The following is a 15,315-nucleotide window of genomic DNA, read 5'->3' on the forward strand; positions in this document are numbered from 1 at the left end:
GGAAAAGAACGATGAAGCTCAGCGATATCGCCGATAACGCCGGCTCCCGTAAGAAGCGTATGCGCGTCGGCCGTGGCATCGGCTCCGGCAAGGGCAAGACCGCGGGCCGCGGCGGCAAGGGCCAGACCGCGCGTTCAGGCGTCCGCATCAAGGGCTTCGAGGGCGGCCAGATGCCGTTGCATCGTCGTCTGCCGAAGCGCGGCTTCAATAACATCTTCCGTCTCGATTACGCCGAGATCAACCTGGACCGCCTCCAGGACGCGATCGATGCGAAGACCATCGACATCAAGGCCGTGATCAACGCTGAATCGCTGGTGAAGGCTGGCGTTCTGCGCCGCTCGAAGGCTGGTGTGCGTGTTCTCGGCCGTGGCGAGATCAAGGCCAAGATCAACATCGAAGTGCACGGCGCCACCAAGACGGCGATCGAAGCCATCGAGAAGGCTGGCGGTTCGGTGAAGATCATCGCGCCGAAGAAGGCCGACGGCGAAGCTGCGTAACATCTGCGGCATCGCCTGCGTCTGTGGGCGGCCTTGCGTGATGTGGCAGTAGATTTTATCAATGCCGAGCACCAAATAATGTCCGGCCTCCGCTGCATGCCCCGCTCTTTCGGGGCATGATGGCGAAAGGGGCGCGGGAGAAAGCCAAACATGGTCTCTGCAGCAGAGCAATTAGCAGCAAACCTCAACTTTTCGGCCCTCGGCAAGGCCGATGAACTGAAGAAGCGCATCTGGTTCACACTGGGTGCGCTGCTTGTTTATCGGCTCGGCACCTATATTCCGCTGCCCGGCATCGATCCGGCCGCGTGGGAGCAGGTGTTCAAGCAGCAGGCCGGCGGCATCCTCGGCATGTTCAACATGTTCGCGGGCGGCGGCATCAACCGCATGGCGATTTTTGCGCTGAACATCATGCCGTATATTTCGGCATCGATTATCATTCAGCTGCTGACCACCGTGTCGCCCCAGCTCGAAGCTCTCAAGAAAGAGGGTGAGGCGGGCCGCAAGACGCTGAACCAGTATACCCGTTACCTGACTGTCATCCTCGCTGCATTCCAGTCCTATGCCATTGCGGCGGGTCTGCAGGGCGCAGGCAATGTCGTCAGCGAGCCCGGCATGTTCTTCCTGATCTCGACCTCGGTCACGCTGACCGGCGGCACGATGTTCCTGATGTGGCTGGGTGAGCAGATCACCTCGCGCGGCATCGGCAACGGCATCTCGCTGATCATTCTGGCCGGCATCGTGGCAGAGCTCCCGTCGGCGATCGCCAATATGCTCGAACTGGGTCGTCAGGGCGCACTGTCGACCGGTCTGATCCTGGTCGTCATCGTGATGGCCGTGGTCGTGATCGCCTTCATCGTGTTCATGGAGCGCGCCCAGCGCCGCCTGCTGATCCAGTATCCGAAGCGCCAGGTCGGCAACAAGATGTTCGAGGGCCAGTCCTCGCATCTGCCGCTGAAGCTCAACACCTCAGGCGTGATCCCGCCGATCTTCGCGTCATCGCTGCTGTTGCTGCCGGCGACCATCGCAAGCTTCAACGCAGGCAAGGGGCCGGAGTGGTTCCAGTGGCTGACCACGCAGCTCAGCCATGGTCGTCCGCTGTTCCTGATCATGTATGTGTCGCTGATCGTGTTCTTCGCGTTCTTCTATACGGCGATCGTGTTCAACCCGACCGAGACTGCCGACAATCTGAAGAAGCATGGCGGCTTCATCCCAGGCATTCGCCCGGGTGAGCGGACCGCGGAATACATCGACTATGTGCTCTCGCGCATCACTGTGCTCGGCGCTGCCTATCTCGCCGTGGTCTGCTTGATCCCCGAGATCCTGATTTCCTACGCCTCGGTGCCGTTCTACTTCGGCGGCACGTCGCTGCTGATCGTGGTCAGTGTCACCATGGATACTGTGGCGCAGGTGCAGGGCTATCTGCTGGCGCACCAGTATGAAGGTTTGATCCGCAAGTCGAAGCTGAGGGGCCGGCGCAAATGAGGTTGATTCTTCTCGGGCCGCCGGGGGCGGGCAAGGGAACTCAGGCACATCGTCTTGTCGAGCGTCACAACATCGTTCAGCTGTCCACCGGTGACATGCTGCGTGCTGCCGTGGCCGCCGAGACCGAAGTTGGCCTCAAGGCCAAGGACATCATGGCCGCTGGTGGCCTGGTGCCCGATGATATTGTGATCGGGATCATCTCGGATCGCATCGAGCTGCCGGATGCCGCCAACGGCTTCATCCTGGACGGCTTCCCGCGTACCGTGCCGCAGGCCGAAGCGCTGGATGCGCTGCTGAAGTCCAAGGGGCTTCATCTCGATGCTGCCGTTGAGCTCCGCGTCAATGAGAGCGCGCTGTTGCAGCGTGTCGAAGCCCGTGTCGCGCAGATGATGGAGCGCGGCGAGACCGTGCGCATCGACGATACGCCGGAAGTACTTTCGAAGCGCCTGGCGAGCTACCGCACGTCGACCGAGCCGCTGGTGCATTATTATTCGGAGAAGCGGAAGCTGGTGACCATCGATGGCATGATGACCATCGAAGAGGTAACCGCTGAGATCAACCGCGTGCTGGCAGCGATTCTCGCCGCCGATGAGTCGGCGAAGAAGCCGGCCCGCAAGCCCGCCAAGAAGGCTGCTGCCGCCAAGCGTGGATCTGCTCCGGCCAAGAAAGCGGCCAAATCGGCCAAAAAAGCTGTGAAGGCCGTCAAGAAGGCCAAGAAGGCGCCGGTAAAGGTCGCCAAGAAGGCAAAGGCGGCCAAGAAAGCCGTAAAGAAGACTGTCAAGAAAACGGTCAAAAAGGCGGTAAAAACAGCCAAAAAGGCTGTAAAATCGGCTTCGAAGGCCAAAATCAGCAAGTCGGCCAAAAAGCCGGCCAAGAAGGCCGGTAAAGTGGCCAAGAAAGCCGGCAAAAAGCGCGTCAAACGCTAGAGCAGGTTGACGAAACGAAGTCGAATACTTTAATAAGGCCCTCATCCAGTCGGAAGATTCCAACGATGCCGGGCCCCACTGAAATCCAGGGGACGGGCGTCGTGTTCGCGTTTGTGAATACCCGCCCGACAAATGATGATAATGCCGGTTCGTGATGGACTGGTGACAGGAGAGAAGTTGTGGCCCGTATCGCCGGTGTAAACATCCCGACCAACAAGCGCGTGCTGATCGCGCTGCAGTACATTCATGGCATCGGCCAGAAGAACGCCGCCGATATCATCGAGAAGGTAAAGATCACTCCGGAACGCCGCGTCAATCAGCTCAGCGACGCGGAAGTTCTGCAGATCCGCGAAGTCATCGACCGCGACTATCTGGTCGAGGGCGATCTTCGTCGTGAGACGGGCATGAACATCAAGCGTCTGATGGACCTCGGCTGCTATCGCGGCCTGCGTCATCGTCGCGGTCTGCCGGTTCGTGGCCAGCGCACGCATACCAATGCGCGTACCCGCAAGGGTCCGGCCAAGTCGATCGCCGGCAAGAAGAAGTAAGCTTTCGAATACGAGTTTGCGGAAGCGGATGATCATCCGCTTCTGCAATTATTTTTTGGTGTAGCCGCTGGCATTACGGCGGCGTTGAGATCCTCAGAAAGGTTAGAGATGGCAAAGGAAGCCGGACGTATTCGTCGCCGCGAGCGCAAGAACATTGCATCGGGCATCGCGCACGTGAATTCGTCGTTCAACAACACGACCATCACCATCACCGACGCGCAGGGCAACACGATTGCCTGGTCGTCGGCTGGCACGATGGGCTTCAAGGGCTCGCGCAAGTCGACCCCGTACGCAGCGCAGGTTGCTGCTGAAGACGTGTCGAAGAAGGCGCAGGAACACGGCATGCGCACGCTGGAAGTCGAAGTCGGCGGTCCGGGTTCGGGTCGTGAATCGGCTCTCCGCGCTCTGCAGGCCGCGGGCTTCACGGTCACCTCGATCCGCGACGTGACCTCGATCCCGCATAACGGTTGCCGCCCGCGCAAGCGTCGGCGCGTTTGATACTTTTTGATCGCGGGTGGCTCGGCTGCCCGCGATCGCTTTTGCGATGCGACTTACGCGGACTGATCCGCGATCTCCAACGCCAGTGAGTTTGATGGCATGGGTGACACAGTGACGATCCAGAAAAATTGGCAAGAACTTATCCGGCCGAACAAGCTGCAGGTAACCCCTGGCAGCGATCCAACCCGTTTTGCGACCCTGGTCGCCGAACCGCTCGAGCGTGGTTTCGGCCAGACCCTCGGTAACGCACTCCGCCGCATCCTGCTGTCCTCGCTGCAGGGCGCTGCCGTGCAGTCGGTGCACATCGACGGCGTGCTGCATGAATTCTCCTCGATTGCCGGCGTGCGTGAAGACGTCACCGACATCGTGCTGAACGTGAAGGACATCTCGATCAAGATGCTGGGCGAAGGCCCGAAGCGCATGGTCGTGAAGAAGCAGGGCCCGGGCGTCGTGACCGCCGGCGACATTCAGACTGTCGGCGATGTGACCGTTCTCAATCCCGACCTGCAGATCTGCACCCTCGACGAGGGCGCCGAGATCCGCATGGAATTTACCGTTGCCGGCGGCAAGGGCTACGTCGCTGCCGAGCATAACCGTCCGGAAGACGCGCCGATCGGCCTGATCCCGATCGACAGCCTGTACTCGCCGGTTCGCAAGGTGTCGTACAAGGTCGAGAACACCCGTGAGGGCCAGATCCTCGATTACGACAAGCTGACGATGACCATCGAGACCAACGGCGCGCTGACGCCGGATGACGCGGTCGCTTACGCCGCGCGCATCCTGCAGGACCAGCTCAACGTGTTCGTGAACTTCGAAGAGCCCCGCAAGGAAGTTGCTCAGGAAGTCATTCCGGATCTCGCTTTCAACCCGGCTTTCCTCAAGAAGGTCGACGAACTCGAGCTCTCGGTGCGTTCGGCAAACTGCCTGAAGAACGACAACATCGTTTACATCGGCGACCTCGTTCAGAAGTCGGAAGCAGAAATGCTCCGCACTCCGAACTTCGGCCGCAAGTCGCTGAACGAAATCAAGGAAGTGCTCGCCCAGATGGGTCTGCACCTCGGTATGGAAGTGCCCGGTTGGCCGCCGGAAAATATCGACGAGTTGGCCAAGCGCTTCGAAGATCACTACTAAGCATCACGAGCGGCGTGGCCGGGTTGTCCCGGCCATGTCGTTATGGGCGAACGCAGGCAGCCCACCTGCAACATGATGTCCGACGAACCGTCGCGGCAAACTGAAATATAAGGAATATTCCAATGCGTCACGGCAAGGTTCATCGCAAGCTCAACCGCACCGCAGAACATCGCAAGGCGATGTTCGCCAACATGTGCGCGTCGCTGATCAAGCACGAGCAGATCATCACCACGCTTCCGAAGGCCAAGGAGCTCCGCCCGATCGTGGAGAAGCTCGTCACCCTCGGCAAGAAGGGCGGCCTCCACATGCGCCGCCAGGCTATCAGCGAGATGAAGGACCAGGATCAGGTTCGCAAGCTGTTCGACGTGCTGGCCAAGCGCTACGCTGATCGTCAGGGTGGCTACACCCGCATCATCAAGGCCGGCTTCCGCTACGGCGACAACGCCCCGATGGCTCTGATCGAATTCGTCGATCGCGACGAAGATGCCAAGGGCAAGGATTCGGGTCCGGTGCAGGGCTCGGCAGAAGCGGCGTAAGCCACGTCACATCAGAATTTCGGAAAAGCGGCGCCTTGTGCGCCGCTTTTTTGTTGTGCTTTCGTCTTTTGGATGCAGTTGCATCTTTCAATCCGCGTTCCGATATCAGCTCCGTCATTCAAACCGGAGTACGCATATGAAAATCGATCTGACGGGCAAGACGGCACTCGTGACGGGCTCGACCTCGGGCATTGGTCACGCCATTGCCAAGGGCCTGGCCGCCACTGGCGCTCAGGTTGTTGTGAACGGCCGCAGTCAGGGCAAGGTGGACGCGGCAATCGCTGCGATCACCAAGGCCGTGCCCGGGGCCAAGGTGAAAGGCGTCGCTGCCGACGTGTCGACAGCGGAGGGCTGCAATGCGCTCGCGTCGGCACTCCCCGAGGTCGATATCCTCATCAACAATGCCGGTATCTTCGAGCCCAAGGGCTTCTTCGACATTCCCGACGAGGACTGGACGCGCTTCTTCGAGGTCAATGTGATGTCGGGCATCCGTCTATCGCGCGCCTACATGCAGGGTATGCTGAAGCGCAACTGGGGCCGCATCGTTTTCATCTCATCGGAGTCCGGACTGAACATTCCCGGCGAGATGATCCACTACGGGATGACGAAGACAGCACAGCTCGCGATCTCGCGTGGTCTCGCGGAGCTCACCAAGGGCACGGCGGTGACAGTCAACTCGGTGCTGCCCGGACCGACCATGTCGGAGGGCGTGGAGACCTTCGTCAAGGATCTCGCCAAACAGAATGGGCAATCGGTCGAAGAGGCTGCTTCCAACTTCGTCAAGCAGCACCGCTCGACGTCGCTGATCCAGCGCTTCGCCACCGTCGAGGAGATCGCGAACATGGTCGTCTATGTCTCGTCGAAGGAGGCGTCAGTGACCAACGGTGCAGCGCTGCGTGCGGAAGGCGGGATCGTCCAGACCATCGCATAAGCCTACGCCCCGCAAAGATAAAAAGGCGGCGCCGAAGCGCCGCCTTTGTTCGTTGTGGGACCGTGGGCATGCAGCCCCGAACCTGGAGGATTACAGAAGCGTTTTGCGCTTAGAAGGCTACCTGGGTGCGCATCGCGAACACGTCGTAGTCAGCACCGGTATTCACGTTGCTGTTGACGGCGAACTTGTCGACGGTGCCGTGGATCCAGTTGAACATGAAGCGCATGTTCTGGTTCACATACCAATTCACGCCGACCGTGGTGTTCTTCAGTTCACCGCCACGAATGACGCCGTCATTCAGGCTGGCATAGCTGTAGCGCACCGCCAGTTCCCACGCACCGAGATCGCCGGTTGCGAAGTTGACCGGGCGAGCCGGGTTGATGCCGCCGAAGGCACCGGCCGATGTGTTGTACTTGTGCTGTTCGCCGGTGATGACGTAGCTGGCCTGGCCGTAACCGCCATTGAAGCTCAGGTCGGACAGACCGTTGCTGCGCTGGATGTTGTAGTCGAAGTATTCGCCCGATGCCATGAAGCTGCCGAACTTGACGGCGGCTTCACCGCTCAGCACACGGGCATTGTTCACGAAGTTCATAGTGCCGGTGTTAAGCAATGCGTTGGTCGCCGGATCGACGCGAACTTCGATGCGATCGGACATGCCGAGTGTGTTGTTGGTCACTCCACCGGTCTGGGCGAGATACAGCGCGTCGAAACCGACGAGGACGGTGCCGACTTCGTTGTTGATCGGCAGACCGACGGCGCGGAAGGTGGCGCCGAGCGGCTGCGGCTGGCTGTGATTGACGTTGAGGCCGGTCGTCGGACCGGTCACGTAAGCGCCGACCCAGTATTGATCGCCGAATACCTGACCACCGAACGCGGCGCGGTTGTCGCCTGCCGCGAGGCTGGTCGCGAGAACCTGTGAAGCTGCGCGTTCCATGAACATGATGTTGTTCGAGCTGGTCGCTTCATCCAGCGTATACGGCACGTCGATATAGCCGCCCTGGATCAGCAAGCCCTTGATGCCCTTATAGGCGACATAGGCGTTGTTGAGCGTGACGTCGCCATCGGTGGTGCCGCCGGCATCGACGATCACGCCGTATTCCCAATCCTTGTTGAAGGTGCCGATCAGGCCGAGGCGGGCACGACGGGCGTTGATGCCGTCATTCACGCTCTGGGGACTGGTGCCGGCGGACTTCGGCGAGAACGAATAGGCGGCGGTGTCGAGGTGCAGACGGCCGGTGATGGCGATGCAGTTCAGACCGTCGTCGGTGCAGAAGGTCGGACGGTTGCCGGGCATCGTCAGGTTCGCGTTGATGAAGGGCACAGCCTTCTTGTGCATGGCAGCGTTGGCATTCGCAAAATTCTGCTTGACCGATTCCGTCTGCTTTTGCGTGGTGTTGGCCTGCTTCTGAACGTTATCGAGCTTCTTTTCCAGCGCGCGGAGCTGCGCTTTCAATACGGCGATCTCATCATTCGATGACTGCGCATGCGCCGGGCCTGCGGCCAGCGCGCCGATCACGCCGAGTGTGCCCAGGATTTTGTGTGTCGTGAAAGACATGGAGTACCCCTGTAGAAGACAAAATCCGACACGCCCCGCGAATTGCTCCGCAGGTGATGGACGCGTATGGATCTGTGTTTGTGATCTTGCGAAAGAGAACGTCCGGAGGCTCTCGCCAGGCGCCGTTCACATTTAACAAGCGAGCTACCGTTGAGCTCGCGGGCAAATTAGGCAAGCTTTGCGACAGTTCTGTAAAACCCGCATCGCATTGTAGTGAACGACACCGCGGTGTCGCTTTTCGATCACAAGCGATTTAGATAATTAGCTATCGTAATTAGCTATTATATGAGAAGAGCGCATCCATGGATGCGCTCTGTTATCGTAGGTGTCTCCAGGCGGGAATTTCGTGGGTAGCAGTTCCGTGATCACCAGCCTTCGAGCACGATCTTGCCGTGCGACTTGCCGGATTCGAGCAGCGCATGCGCGCGCTTGAGATTCGCGGCATTGATGGTGCCGAAGGTCTTGTCGAGCGTGGTGCGCAGCACGCCCTTGTCGATGAGATCTGCGACGTCGTTGAGGAGGTAATGCTGCGCGATCATGTCGGGCGTCTGGAATGACGATCGCGTGAACATGGATTCCCAGTGCACCGAGACGGCCTTGCCCTTGAACGCGGACATGTTGAATTCAACGGGATCGTCGATCAGCCCCAACTTGCCCTGCGGTGCGATCAGGTCGGCAAGCGCCTTGTAGTGCTGTTCCGTCCCCGTGAGGCTGGCGACGAGTGAGACCGGCGGCAGTTTCAATGCGTCGATCTGCTCCTTCAGCGGCTTGCTGTGATCGATCACCGCATGTGCGCCGAGATCCTGGCACCACTTGATCGTCTCGGGCCGCGATGCCGTTGCCACAACGGTGAGGCCGGTGAGGCGGCGTGCGAGCTGGACGAGGATCGAGCCGACACCGCCGGCACCGCCCATGATGAGCAGCGTGCGTGGATCGAGGCTCTTGCCGGGTGCGACGCCGAGCCGATCGAAAAGCAGTTCCCAGGCGGTGATCGCGGTGAGCGGCAACGCCGCGGACTGTGCGAAGGAAAGCGAGGAGGGCTTGCGGCCGACAATGCGCTCATCGACCAGATGGAACTCTGCATTGGTGCCCTGGCGCTGGATCGAGCCGGCATAGAACACCTCGTCGCCCGGCTTGAACATCGTCACATCGGGGCCGACAGCATCGACGACGCCGGCAGCGTCATAGCCGAGGATCTTGGTTTCGCCGGTCGGCGGCGCCGCGCGCTTGCGCACCTTGAAATCGACGGGATTGGCCGAGATCGCCTTTACCGATACGCGGATGTCGCGACCGGTCGGTTCGGGCTTCGGAGCCTCGAAATCGACCAATGCGTCAGTTGCGTCGATCGGGAGGGATTTGGTGTAGCCGACTGCCTTCATTGGGTGCGCTCCATGCTCCTGGCGGGAATGTCCCGAAGAGGTGTCCCGAGGCGACAATAATTGCAAGTACTGTCATTTCAGGGATATAGTCACCGAATGGATACTATTGGGTATTTGCGATGAAACGGCGTGATTTCGGCAATGGGCCGGGCTGTCCGGTCGAGGTGACGCTCGATCTGATCGACGGCAAATGGAAGGGCGTGATCCTGTACCATCTGCAGCAGGGGCGGCTGCGTTTCGGCGAGCTGCGCAAGCTGATGCCACGGATCACCCAACGCATGCTGACCAAACAGCTGCGCGCGCTCGAGGAGGATGGGCTGATCGTCCGGACGGTCTATGCCGAGGTCCCGCCGCGGGTCGAATATGCACTGTCGGAAACCGGGCTAGGATTGCGCCCGGTCATCGATGCCCTCAAGGCGTGGGGTGATGCGCACAAGATGCGCCAGAAGTCGGCCGCGGCCGTAGCGCCCCAGCCGCGCAAAAAGGCGCCGGTGGAGAAGGATGTGCCGGCGGACGCAAGCTAGTTCCCGCCCTTCTATTGCCCCGCTCAGCAGCCTATATTCGCCGCGATTTCCTCAAAGAGGCCATGATGATCCCATTTTTCCGCAACGCTGCGACCGCTTCCGCTCTGTGCGCCATAGTCCTGTCGTCCGCACTCGCGCCGGCTGTTGCACAAGATCGCCGGGTCCCGACTTCGCCCACGGAAATGAAGTTGTCCTACGCGCCGATCGTGCAGCGGGTGCAGCCGGCCGTGGTGAATGTCTATGCGGCCAAGACGGTGCAGAATCGCAATCCGTTGCTGGACGATCCGGTGTTCCGCCGCTTCTTCGGCGGCCAGGGCATGCAGCCGGAGCAGATGCAGCGTTCGCTCGGTTCGGGTGTGATGGTCGACGCATCGGGCCTCGTCGTTACGAACAACCACGTCATCGAAGGCGCCGACCAGGTGAAGGTGTCACTGGCGGACAAGCGCGAGTTCGAGGCCGAGATCGTGCTCAAGGACAGCCGCACCGATCTGGCGGTGCTGCGCATCAAGGACAGCAAGGAGAAATTCCCGACGCTGGATTTCTCCAACTCCGACGATTTGCTGGTCGGCGATGTCGTGCTCGCGATCGGCAATCCGTTCGGCGTTGGCCAGACCGTGACCCACGGCATCGTGTCCGCGCTGGCGCGCACGCAAGTCGGCATCACCGACTATCAGTTCTTCATCCAGACCGATGCTGCGATCAATCCCGGCAATTCCGGTGGCGCGCTGGTCGACATGACCGGCAAGCTGGTTGGCGTGAACACCGCGATCTTCTCGCGCTCCGGCGGTTCGCAGGGTATCGGCTTTGCGATCCCGGCGAATATGGTGCGCGTCGTCGTGGCCTCCGCCAAATCAGGCGGCAAGGCCGTGAAGCGTCCGTGGCTCGGCGCGCGGCTGCAGAACATCACGCCCGAGATCGCCGAGACGCTCGGGCTCAAGACGCCATCCGGCGCGCTGGTCGTCAACGTCACCGCGAACAGCCCGGCTGCGAAGGCCGGCCTCAAGGTCTCCGATCTCGTGACTGCCATCGATGGCCAGGCCATCGAGGATCCGAATGCGTTCGAGTATCGCTTCGCGACGCGGCCGCTCGGCGGCACCGCGCAGCTCGATGCGCAACGCAGTGGCAAGCCGGTGAAGTTGACCGTTGCGCTCGAAGCTGCGCCCGACACCGGCCGCGATGAGATCACGCTGACGGCGCGTTCGCCGTTCCAGGGCGCCAAGGTCGCCAATATCTCGCCGGCCGTTGCCGACGAGTTGCGGCTGGATTCCAGCACCGAAGGCGTCGTCATTACAGAGTTGACCGATACGGCCACTGCGGCTGGCGTCGGCTTCCAGAAGGGCGATCTGATCATCGCGGTCAACGGCACCAAGATCGGCAAGACCAGCGATCTCGACAAGGTGACGCGCGAGGGCGCGCGGCTGTGGCGCATTGTGGTAGTGCGCGGCGGTCAGCAGATCAACGTTACACTCGGCGGATGAGCCCGAAACAACCCACGCCTTCTGCAAACCTGTTTGCCGCAGCCGGGCTGGAGCAGGACGCGCCGCGTCCGCTGCCGGAGCGGCTGCGGCCGCGTGTGCTGTCCGATGTGGTCGGGCAGGATCACATCCTCGGGCCCGATGGTGCGCTGACGCGCATGCTGGAAACCCGCACGCTGGGTTCGCTGGTGTTCTGGGGACCGCCAGGCACCGGCAAGACCACCGTCGCGCGCCTGCTGGCCGATGCCACTGAATTGCAGTTCGAGCAGATTTCGGCGGTGTTCTCCGGTGTTGCCGATCTGAAGAAAGTATTTGAAGCCGCGCGCGCCCGCCGCGAGATGGGCAAGGGCACGCTGCTGTTCGTCGACGAGGTGCATCGCTTTAACAAGGCGCAGCAGGATTCATTCTTGCCGGTCATGGAAGACGGCACCGTGGTATTGGTCGGCGCCACCACCGAGAATCCATCCTTCGAACTTAACGCCGCTCTTCTGTCGCGCGCGCGTGTGCTGGTGTTCCAGTCGCTGGATGCGGCCGCCATCGAGAAACTGTTCGCGCATGCGGAGAAGGTCGAAGGCCGTGCATTGCCGCTCGATGCCGAGGCGCGCGCCGTGCTGGTGCGCATGGCCGATGGCGATGGCCGCGCTGCATTGACTTTGGTGGAAGAAGTCTGGCGCGCCGCGCGGACCAATGAGATCTTCAATGCCGCGCAACTGCAGGACATCCTGCAACGCCGTGCGCCGATCTACGACAAGTCGGCCGATGGCCACTACAATCTGATCTCGGCGCTGCATAAGTCGGTGCGCGGCAGCGATCCCGACGCAGCGCTGTATTACCTGTGCCGGATGTTAGACGCCGGCGAGGATCCGCTGTTCCTGGCGCGCCGCGTGGTGCGGATGGCGGTGGAGGACATCGGTCTCGCCGATCCGCAGGCGCTGGTGATCTGCAACGCCGCCAAGGATGCCTATGATTTTCTCGGCCATCCCGAAGGCGAACTCGCCATCGCCCAGGCCGTGATCTACATCGCCACCGCGCCGAAATCGAACGCTGCCTATATGGCCTACAAGGCCGCGATGCGGGCTGCGAAAGAGGGTGGCTCGCTGCTGCCGCCGAAACACATCCTCAACTCGCCGACCAAGCTGATGAAGTCCGAAGGCTATGGCGACGGGTACCAATACGACCACGACACGCCCGAAGCTTTCTCTGGCCAAGACTATTTCCCGGAAGCCTTGGGGCGTCAGACCTTCTATGATCCGCCGGAGCGCGGGTTCGAACGCGAGATTCGCAAGCGGCTGGATTACTGGACCAGACTGAGGAACGAGAGACAATCATGAGCCGTCGCGACAAGAAGCCTCTCGCCAAGCGTGGTCCCGGTGGTGAGCGCAGCAAGGCACCGCGGAAAGGGGCTGCGCCGAAGGGCGCTGCCTCCAAAGCCGCCGCGTCGAAGGGCGAGCGGCCGTCGTTCGGCAAGGCCGGCCGCGTGAGCAGCGATCGCCCGATGAGCGCGCGTCCGCCGCGTGCGCGCGCCGGTGAACGCTCGGAGTGGGCCGAGCGGCCGGAGCGGTCCGAGCGATCCGAACGCCCTCAGCGTGCCGAACGAGCCGAGCGCTTCGATGCGCCGCAGCGCTCCGAGCGTCCGGCCGGCAAGCGTCCACCAAGCCCGCGTCCTTCCGGTTCGCGTCCGGGCGGCAAGGCCGCGCCGCGTTATGGCAACGCGCCGCTGCGTGAGCCGCGGATGCCCGCGCCTTATCTCGATGAAGAACCGGCGAAGCCGGAAGTTGCGCCGGCGCCGCTGCCCACCGCCGTGCAGAACGTCATTGTTACGCCTGATGAGAATGGCATGCGCGTCGATCGCTTTCTCGAAGCGCATTTCCCCGGCCTGTCATTCTCCCATATTCAGCGCATCGTCCGCAAAGGCGAGCTGCGCGTGAACGGCAAGCGTGCTGACAGCAAGGATCGGCTGGAAGAGGGGCAGACTGTCCGTATTCCGCCGCTGAAGCTCGATGCGCCGAAGGTCGTCGGTGAACTCTCCGAAGCTGCCAACAAGACTCTGCAGGCGCTCAAGGAGATGACGATCTACGAAGACGCCGACGTCATGGTGCTGAACAAGCCGGCCGGCCTCGCGGTGCAGGGCGGCTCGGGCATGACGCGTCACGTCGACATGATGCTGGAGGTGATGCGCGACGCCAAGGGACAGAAGCCGCGCCTGGTGCACCGTCTCGACCGGGAAACGTCGGGCTGCCTGCTGATCGCCAAGACGCGGTTTGCGGCGACCAAGCTCACCGGCGCGTTCCGCGAGCGCTCTGCGCGAAAAATCTACTGGGCGCTGGTTGCCGGCGTACCGAAGCCGAAGCAGGGACGCATCTCGACCTACCTGGCGAAGGAAGAAAACGAAGAAGACACCATCATGCGCGTCGCCAAGCATGGCGACGAGGGCGCGAGCCACGCGGTGACCTATTACGCGGTGGTCGAAACATCGGCGCAGAAACTCGCATGGGTGTCGCTGAAGCCTGTGACGGGGCGTACGCATCAGTTGCGCGCGCATATGGCGCATATCGGCCACGCCATCGTCGGCGACCCGAAATATTTCAACATCGAGAACTGGCAGTTGCCGGGCGGCATTCAGAAGCGTTTGCATCTGCTGGCGCGCCGCATTGTGATCCCGCATCCGCGTGGCGGCGTGATCGACGCGACGGCGCCGCTGCCGCCGCATATGCTGCAATCGTGGAACTTGCTCGGTCTCGAACACGACCGGTTCGATCCGATCGAGAACGCACCGGAAGAGTAGGGCGTTGTCGGGCTCCGACAACATCCCGTGCGCGACGTCGGCAACCGCCGACGTGCCCGATTTCGACGCCGCGTTTCGCGCGCGTCTGCATGATCTGTTTGTGTGGCGCCGCGATATCAGGCGCTTCAAGTCCGATCCACCGCCTGCGGGCTTTCTCGATCGCCTGCTCGATACCGCGTGCCTCGCGCCTTCGGTGGGCCTGAGCCAGCCATGGCGCTTTGTCATCGTCGACGATGCGTCACGTCGTCAGGCGGTGCTGGAGAATTTCAGCGCCTGCAATGCCGAGGCGTTGAGCGCCTATACCGGCGAACTCGCGCAGAGCTATGCGACGCTCAAGCTCGCCGGTCTGCGCGAAGCGCCATGCCACCTCGCGGTATTTGCAGACCACGCGACGGATGTTGGCCACGGCCTTGGCCGCCGCACCATGCCGGAGATGGCGGACTATTCGGTGGTGACGGCGATCGCAACCATGTGGCTTGCCGCGCGCGCTGAAGGCATCGGCATGGGCTGGGTCTCGATCCTCGATCCTGCTGCGATTGCCGTGACACTCGATATACCTCGTGACTGGCGGTTGATCGGCTATTTCTGCATCGGTTATCCGGAGATCGACGACGATCGGCCGGAACTCGAGCGCGCCGGATGGGAACGCCGTCATTCGGCAGCGGATCACATTGTCCGGCGCTGACACTTGATGCGATACGGGATCGTGACAACATGAGACGAATGAGACATCGCTCCATCCCATTCGCTCTGTTGGTCGCCGTTGCGGCGGCGCTCTCTGCTGCGCCTGCGGTCGCGCAGGTTATCGGAGTGCCCGGCAACCCGGCTTTGATCACGCCACTGCCGCCCGCACCGCCACCGCCGCGGATAGAAGTACCTGTCGTGCCGCAACTCGGCGATCTGCCACGACAACAGAATGTGCCGCAGGCGCGGCGCTCCTTCAGTGATCGCATCACCGACTGCCTTCAGGACGGGGCCGCTGCGGGTCTCGGCCCGAATGATCGTGCGACCTATTCGCGGGCCTGTGCCAATCGCTGACACGAGCGAT

The 15,315-nt window shown here is 61.6% G+C and carries 16 protein-coding genes; 14 read left to right on the top strand and 2 right to left on the bottom strand.

Translation table 11 applies throughout. The features are described 5' to 3' along the window. Nucleotides 1-11: 11 nt before the first annotated feature. From rplO to AB7951_RS09760, 8 genes are all read left to right on the top strand, one after another. A complete protein-coding gene (gene rplO / locus AB7951_RS09725; protein WP_068731461.1) occupies nucleotides 12-497 on the top strand; it encodes a 50S ribosomal protein L15 in 486 nt (161 codons plus the stop codon). Nucleotides 498-647: 150 nt separating this feature from the next. Then, nucleotides 648-1,979 carry a preprotein translocase subunit SecY gene (gene secY, locus AB7951_RS09730; protein WP_089268179.1) on the top strand — a complete coding sequence of 444 codons (1,332 nt, stop codon included), beginning with the start codon at nucleotides 648-650 and terminating at the stop codon, nucleotides 1,977-1,979. Continuing rightward, complete coding sequence (locus AB7951_RS09735; protein ID WP_120291948.1) at nucleotides 1,976-2,905, top strand: adenylate kinase; 930 nt, start codon at nucleotides 1,976-1,978, stop codon at nucleotides 2,903-2,905. Before secY ends, AB7951_RS09735 begins: the two co-directional genes overlap by 4 nt. A gap of 179 nt (nucleotides 2,906-3,084) precedes the next feature. After that, entirely contained in the window at nucleotides 3,085-3,453 is a 369-nt protein-coding gene (gene rpsM, locus AB7951_RS09740) for a 30S ribosomal protein S13 (RefSeq protein WP_068731455.1), read from the top strand. A 108-nt stretch (nucleotides 3,454-3,561) separates the two neighbouring features. After that, the gene (gene rpsK, locus AB7951_RS09745; RefSeq protein ID WP_068731453.1) at nucleotides 3,562-3,951 is read left to right on the top strand and encodes a 30S ribosomal protein S11; all 390 of its coding nucleotides are present in this window, start codon (nucleotides 3,562-3,564) and stop codon (nucleotides 3,949-3,951) included. A 99-nt stretch (nucleotides 3,952-4,050) separates the two neighbouring features. After that, the gene (locus AB7951_RS09750) at nucleotides 4,051-5,082 is read left to right on the top strand and encodes a DNA-directed RNA polymerase subunit alpha (RefSeq protein WP_089268181.1); all 1,032 of its coding nucleotides are present in this window, start codon (nucleotides 4,051-4,053) and stop codon (nucleotides 5,080-5,082) included. A gap of 122 nt (nucleotides 5,083-5,204) precedes the next feature. Further along, a complete protein-coding gene (rplQ, locus tag AB7951_RS09755; protein ID WP_068731449.1) occupies nucleotides 5,205-5,618 on the top strand; it encodes a 50S ribosomal protein L17 in 414 nt (137 codons plus the stop codon). 136 nt (nucleotides 5,619-5,754) lie between these two features. Beyond that, nucleotides 5,755-6,549, top strand: coding sequence for an SDR family NAD(P)-dependent oxidoreductase (locus AB7951_RS09760; protein ID WP_120291950.1), 795 nt, complete (start codon nucleotides 5,755-5,757; stop codon nucleotides 6,547-6,549). A gap of 109 nt (nucleotides 6,550-6,658) precedes the next feature. Here the strand turns inward: AB7951_RS09760 and AB7951_RS09765 are convergent, their stop codons facing one another. Together AB7951_RS09765 and AB7951_RS09770 are read right to left on the bottom strand one after the other, a co-directional pair. After that, entirely contained in the window at nucleotides 6,659-8,104 is a 1,446-nt protein-coding gene (locus AB7951_RS09765) for a porin (protein WP_439058841.1), read from the bottom strand. A 365-nt stretch (nucleotides 8,105-8,469) separates the two neighbouring features. After that, nucleotides 8,470-9,483: a zinc-binding alcohol dehydrogenase family protein gene (locus AB7951_RS09770; protein WP_115029369.1), complete on the bottom strand. Its 1,014-nt coding sequence runs from the start codon at nucleotides 9,481-9,483 to the stop codon at nucleotides 8,470-8,472. A gap of 119 nt (nucleotides 9,484-9,602) precedes the next feature. On the opposite strand from AB7951_RS09770, the gene AB7951_RS09775 reads away from it, so the two are divergent. The 6 genes from AB7951_RS09775 (at nucleotide 9,603) to AB7951_RS09800 (ending at nucleotide 15,305) form a co-directional block, all read left to right on the top strand. Then, a complete protein-coding gene (locus tag AB7951_RS09775) occupies nucleotides 9,603-10,007 on the top strand; it encodes a winged helix-turn-helix transcriptional regulator (RefSeq protein ID WP_093761224.1) in 405 nt (134 codons plus the stop codon). A gap of 65 nt (nucleotides 10,008-10,072) precedes the next feature. Continuing rightward, a complete protein-coding gene (locus AB7951_RS09780) occupies nucleotides 10,073-11,485 on the top strand; it encodes a DegQ family serine endoprotease (RefSeq protein WP_120292498.1) in 1,413 nt (470 codons plus the stop codon). Further along, complete coding sequence (locus tag AB7951_RS09785; protein WP_120291952.1) at nucleotides 11,482-12,813, top strand: replication-associated recombination protein A; 1,332 nt, start codon at nucleotides 11,482-11,484, stop codon at nucleotides 12,811-12,813. The genes AB7951_RS09780 and AB7951_RS09785 overlap by 4 nt, the downstream gene beginning before the upstream one ends. Continuing rightward, nucleotides 12,810-14,267 (top strand): RluA family pseudouridine synthase, encoded by a 1,458-nt coding sequence (locus AB7951_RS09790; RefSeq protein WP_120291954.1) that lies wholly within the window; start codon nucleotides 12,810-12,812, stop codon nucleotides 14,265-14,267. Before AB7951_RS09785 ends, AB7951_RS09790 begins: the two co-directional genes overlap by 4 nt. 52 nt (nucleotides 14,268-14,319) lie before the next feature. Further along, nucleotides 14,320-14,952 (top strand): 5,6-dimethylbenzimidazole synthase, encoded by a 633-nt coding sequence (gene bluB / locus AB7951_RS09795; RefSeq protein WP_439062670.1) that lies wholly within the window; start codon nucleotides 14,320-14,322, stop codon nucleotides 14,950-14,952. A 29-nt stretch (nucleotides 14,953-14,981) separates the two neighbouring features. Beyond that, nucleotides 14,982-15,305 (top strand): hypothetical protein, encoded by a 324-nt coding sequence (locus AB7951_RS09800; protein ID WP_231080296.1) that lies wholly within the window; start codon nucleotides 14,982-14,984, stop codon nucleotides 15,303-15,305. The last annotated feature ends 10 nt before the right edge of the window (nucleotides 15,306-15,315 follow it).

Source organism: Tardiphaga sp. 285_C5_N1_2 (genome assembly GCF_052076065.1).
Taxonomy (GTDB): Bacteria; Pseudomonadota; Alphaproteobacteria; order Rhizobiales; family Xanthobacteraceae; genus Tardiphaga; species Tardiphaga robiniae.

Coding starts and splice junctions, on each gene's coding strand:
- AB7951_RS09770 (WP_115029369.1), bottom strand. CDS start 9,483: ATGAAGGCAGTCGGCTACACCAAATCCCTCCCGATCGACGCAACTGAC.
- secY (WP_089268179.1), top strand. CDS start 648: ATGGTCTCTGCAGCAGAGCAATTAGCAGCAAACCTCAACTTTTCGGCC.
- AB7951_RS09785 (WP_120291952.1), top strand. CDS start 11,482: ATGAGCCCGAAACAACCCACGCCTTCTGCAAACCTGTTTGCCGCAGCC.
- rplO (WP_068731461.1), top strand. CDS start 12: ATGAAGCTCAGCGATATCGCCGATAACGCCGGCTCCCGTAAGAAGCGT.
- AB7951_RS09750 (WP_089268181.1), top strand. CDS start 4,051: ATGGGTGACACAGTGACGATCCAGAAAAATTGGCAAGAACTTATCCGG.
- AB7951_RS09790 (WP_120291954.1), top strand. CDS start 12,810: ATGAGCCGTCGCGACAAGAAGCCTCTCGCCAAGCGTGGTCCCGGTGGT.
- rplQ (WP_068731449.1), top strand. CDS start 5,205: ATGCGTCACGGCAAGGTTCATCGCAAGCTCAACCGCACCGCAGAACAT.
- AB7951_RS09775 (WP_093761224.1), top strand. CDS start 9,603: ATGAAACGGCGTGATTTCGGCAATGGGCCGGGCTGTCCGGTCGAGGTG.
- rpsK (WP_068731453.1), top strand. CDS start 3,562: ATGGCAAAGGAAGCCGGACGTATTCGTCGCCGCGAGCGCAAGAACATT.
- AB7951_RS09765 (WP_439058841.1), bottom strand. CDS start 8,104: ATGTCTTTCACGACACACAAAATCCTGGGCACACTCGGCGTGATCGGC.
- AB7951_RS09735 (WP_120291948.1), top strand. CDS start 1,976: ATGAGGTTGATTCTTCTCGGGCCGCCGGGGGCGGGCAAGGGAACTCAG.
- AB7951_RS09760 (WP_120291950.1), top strand. CDS start 5,755: ATGAAAATCGATCTGACGGGCAAGACGGCACTCGTGACGGGCTCGACC.
- AB7951_RS09800 (WP_231080296.1), top strand. CDS start 14,982: ATGAGACGAATGAGACATCGCTCCATCCCATTCGCTCTGTTGGTCGCC.
- AB7951_RS09780 (WP_120292498.1), top strand. CDS start 10,073: ATGATCCCATTTTTCCGCAACGCTGCGACCGCTTCCGCTCTGTGCGCC.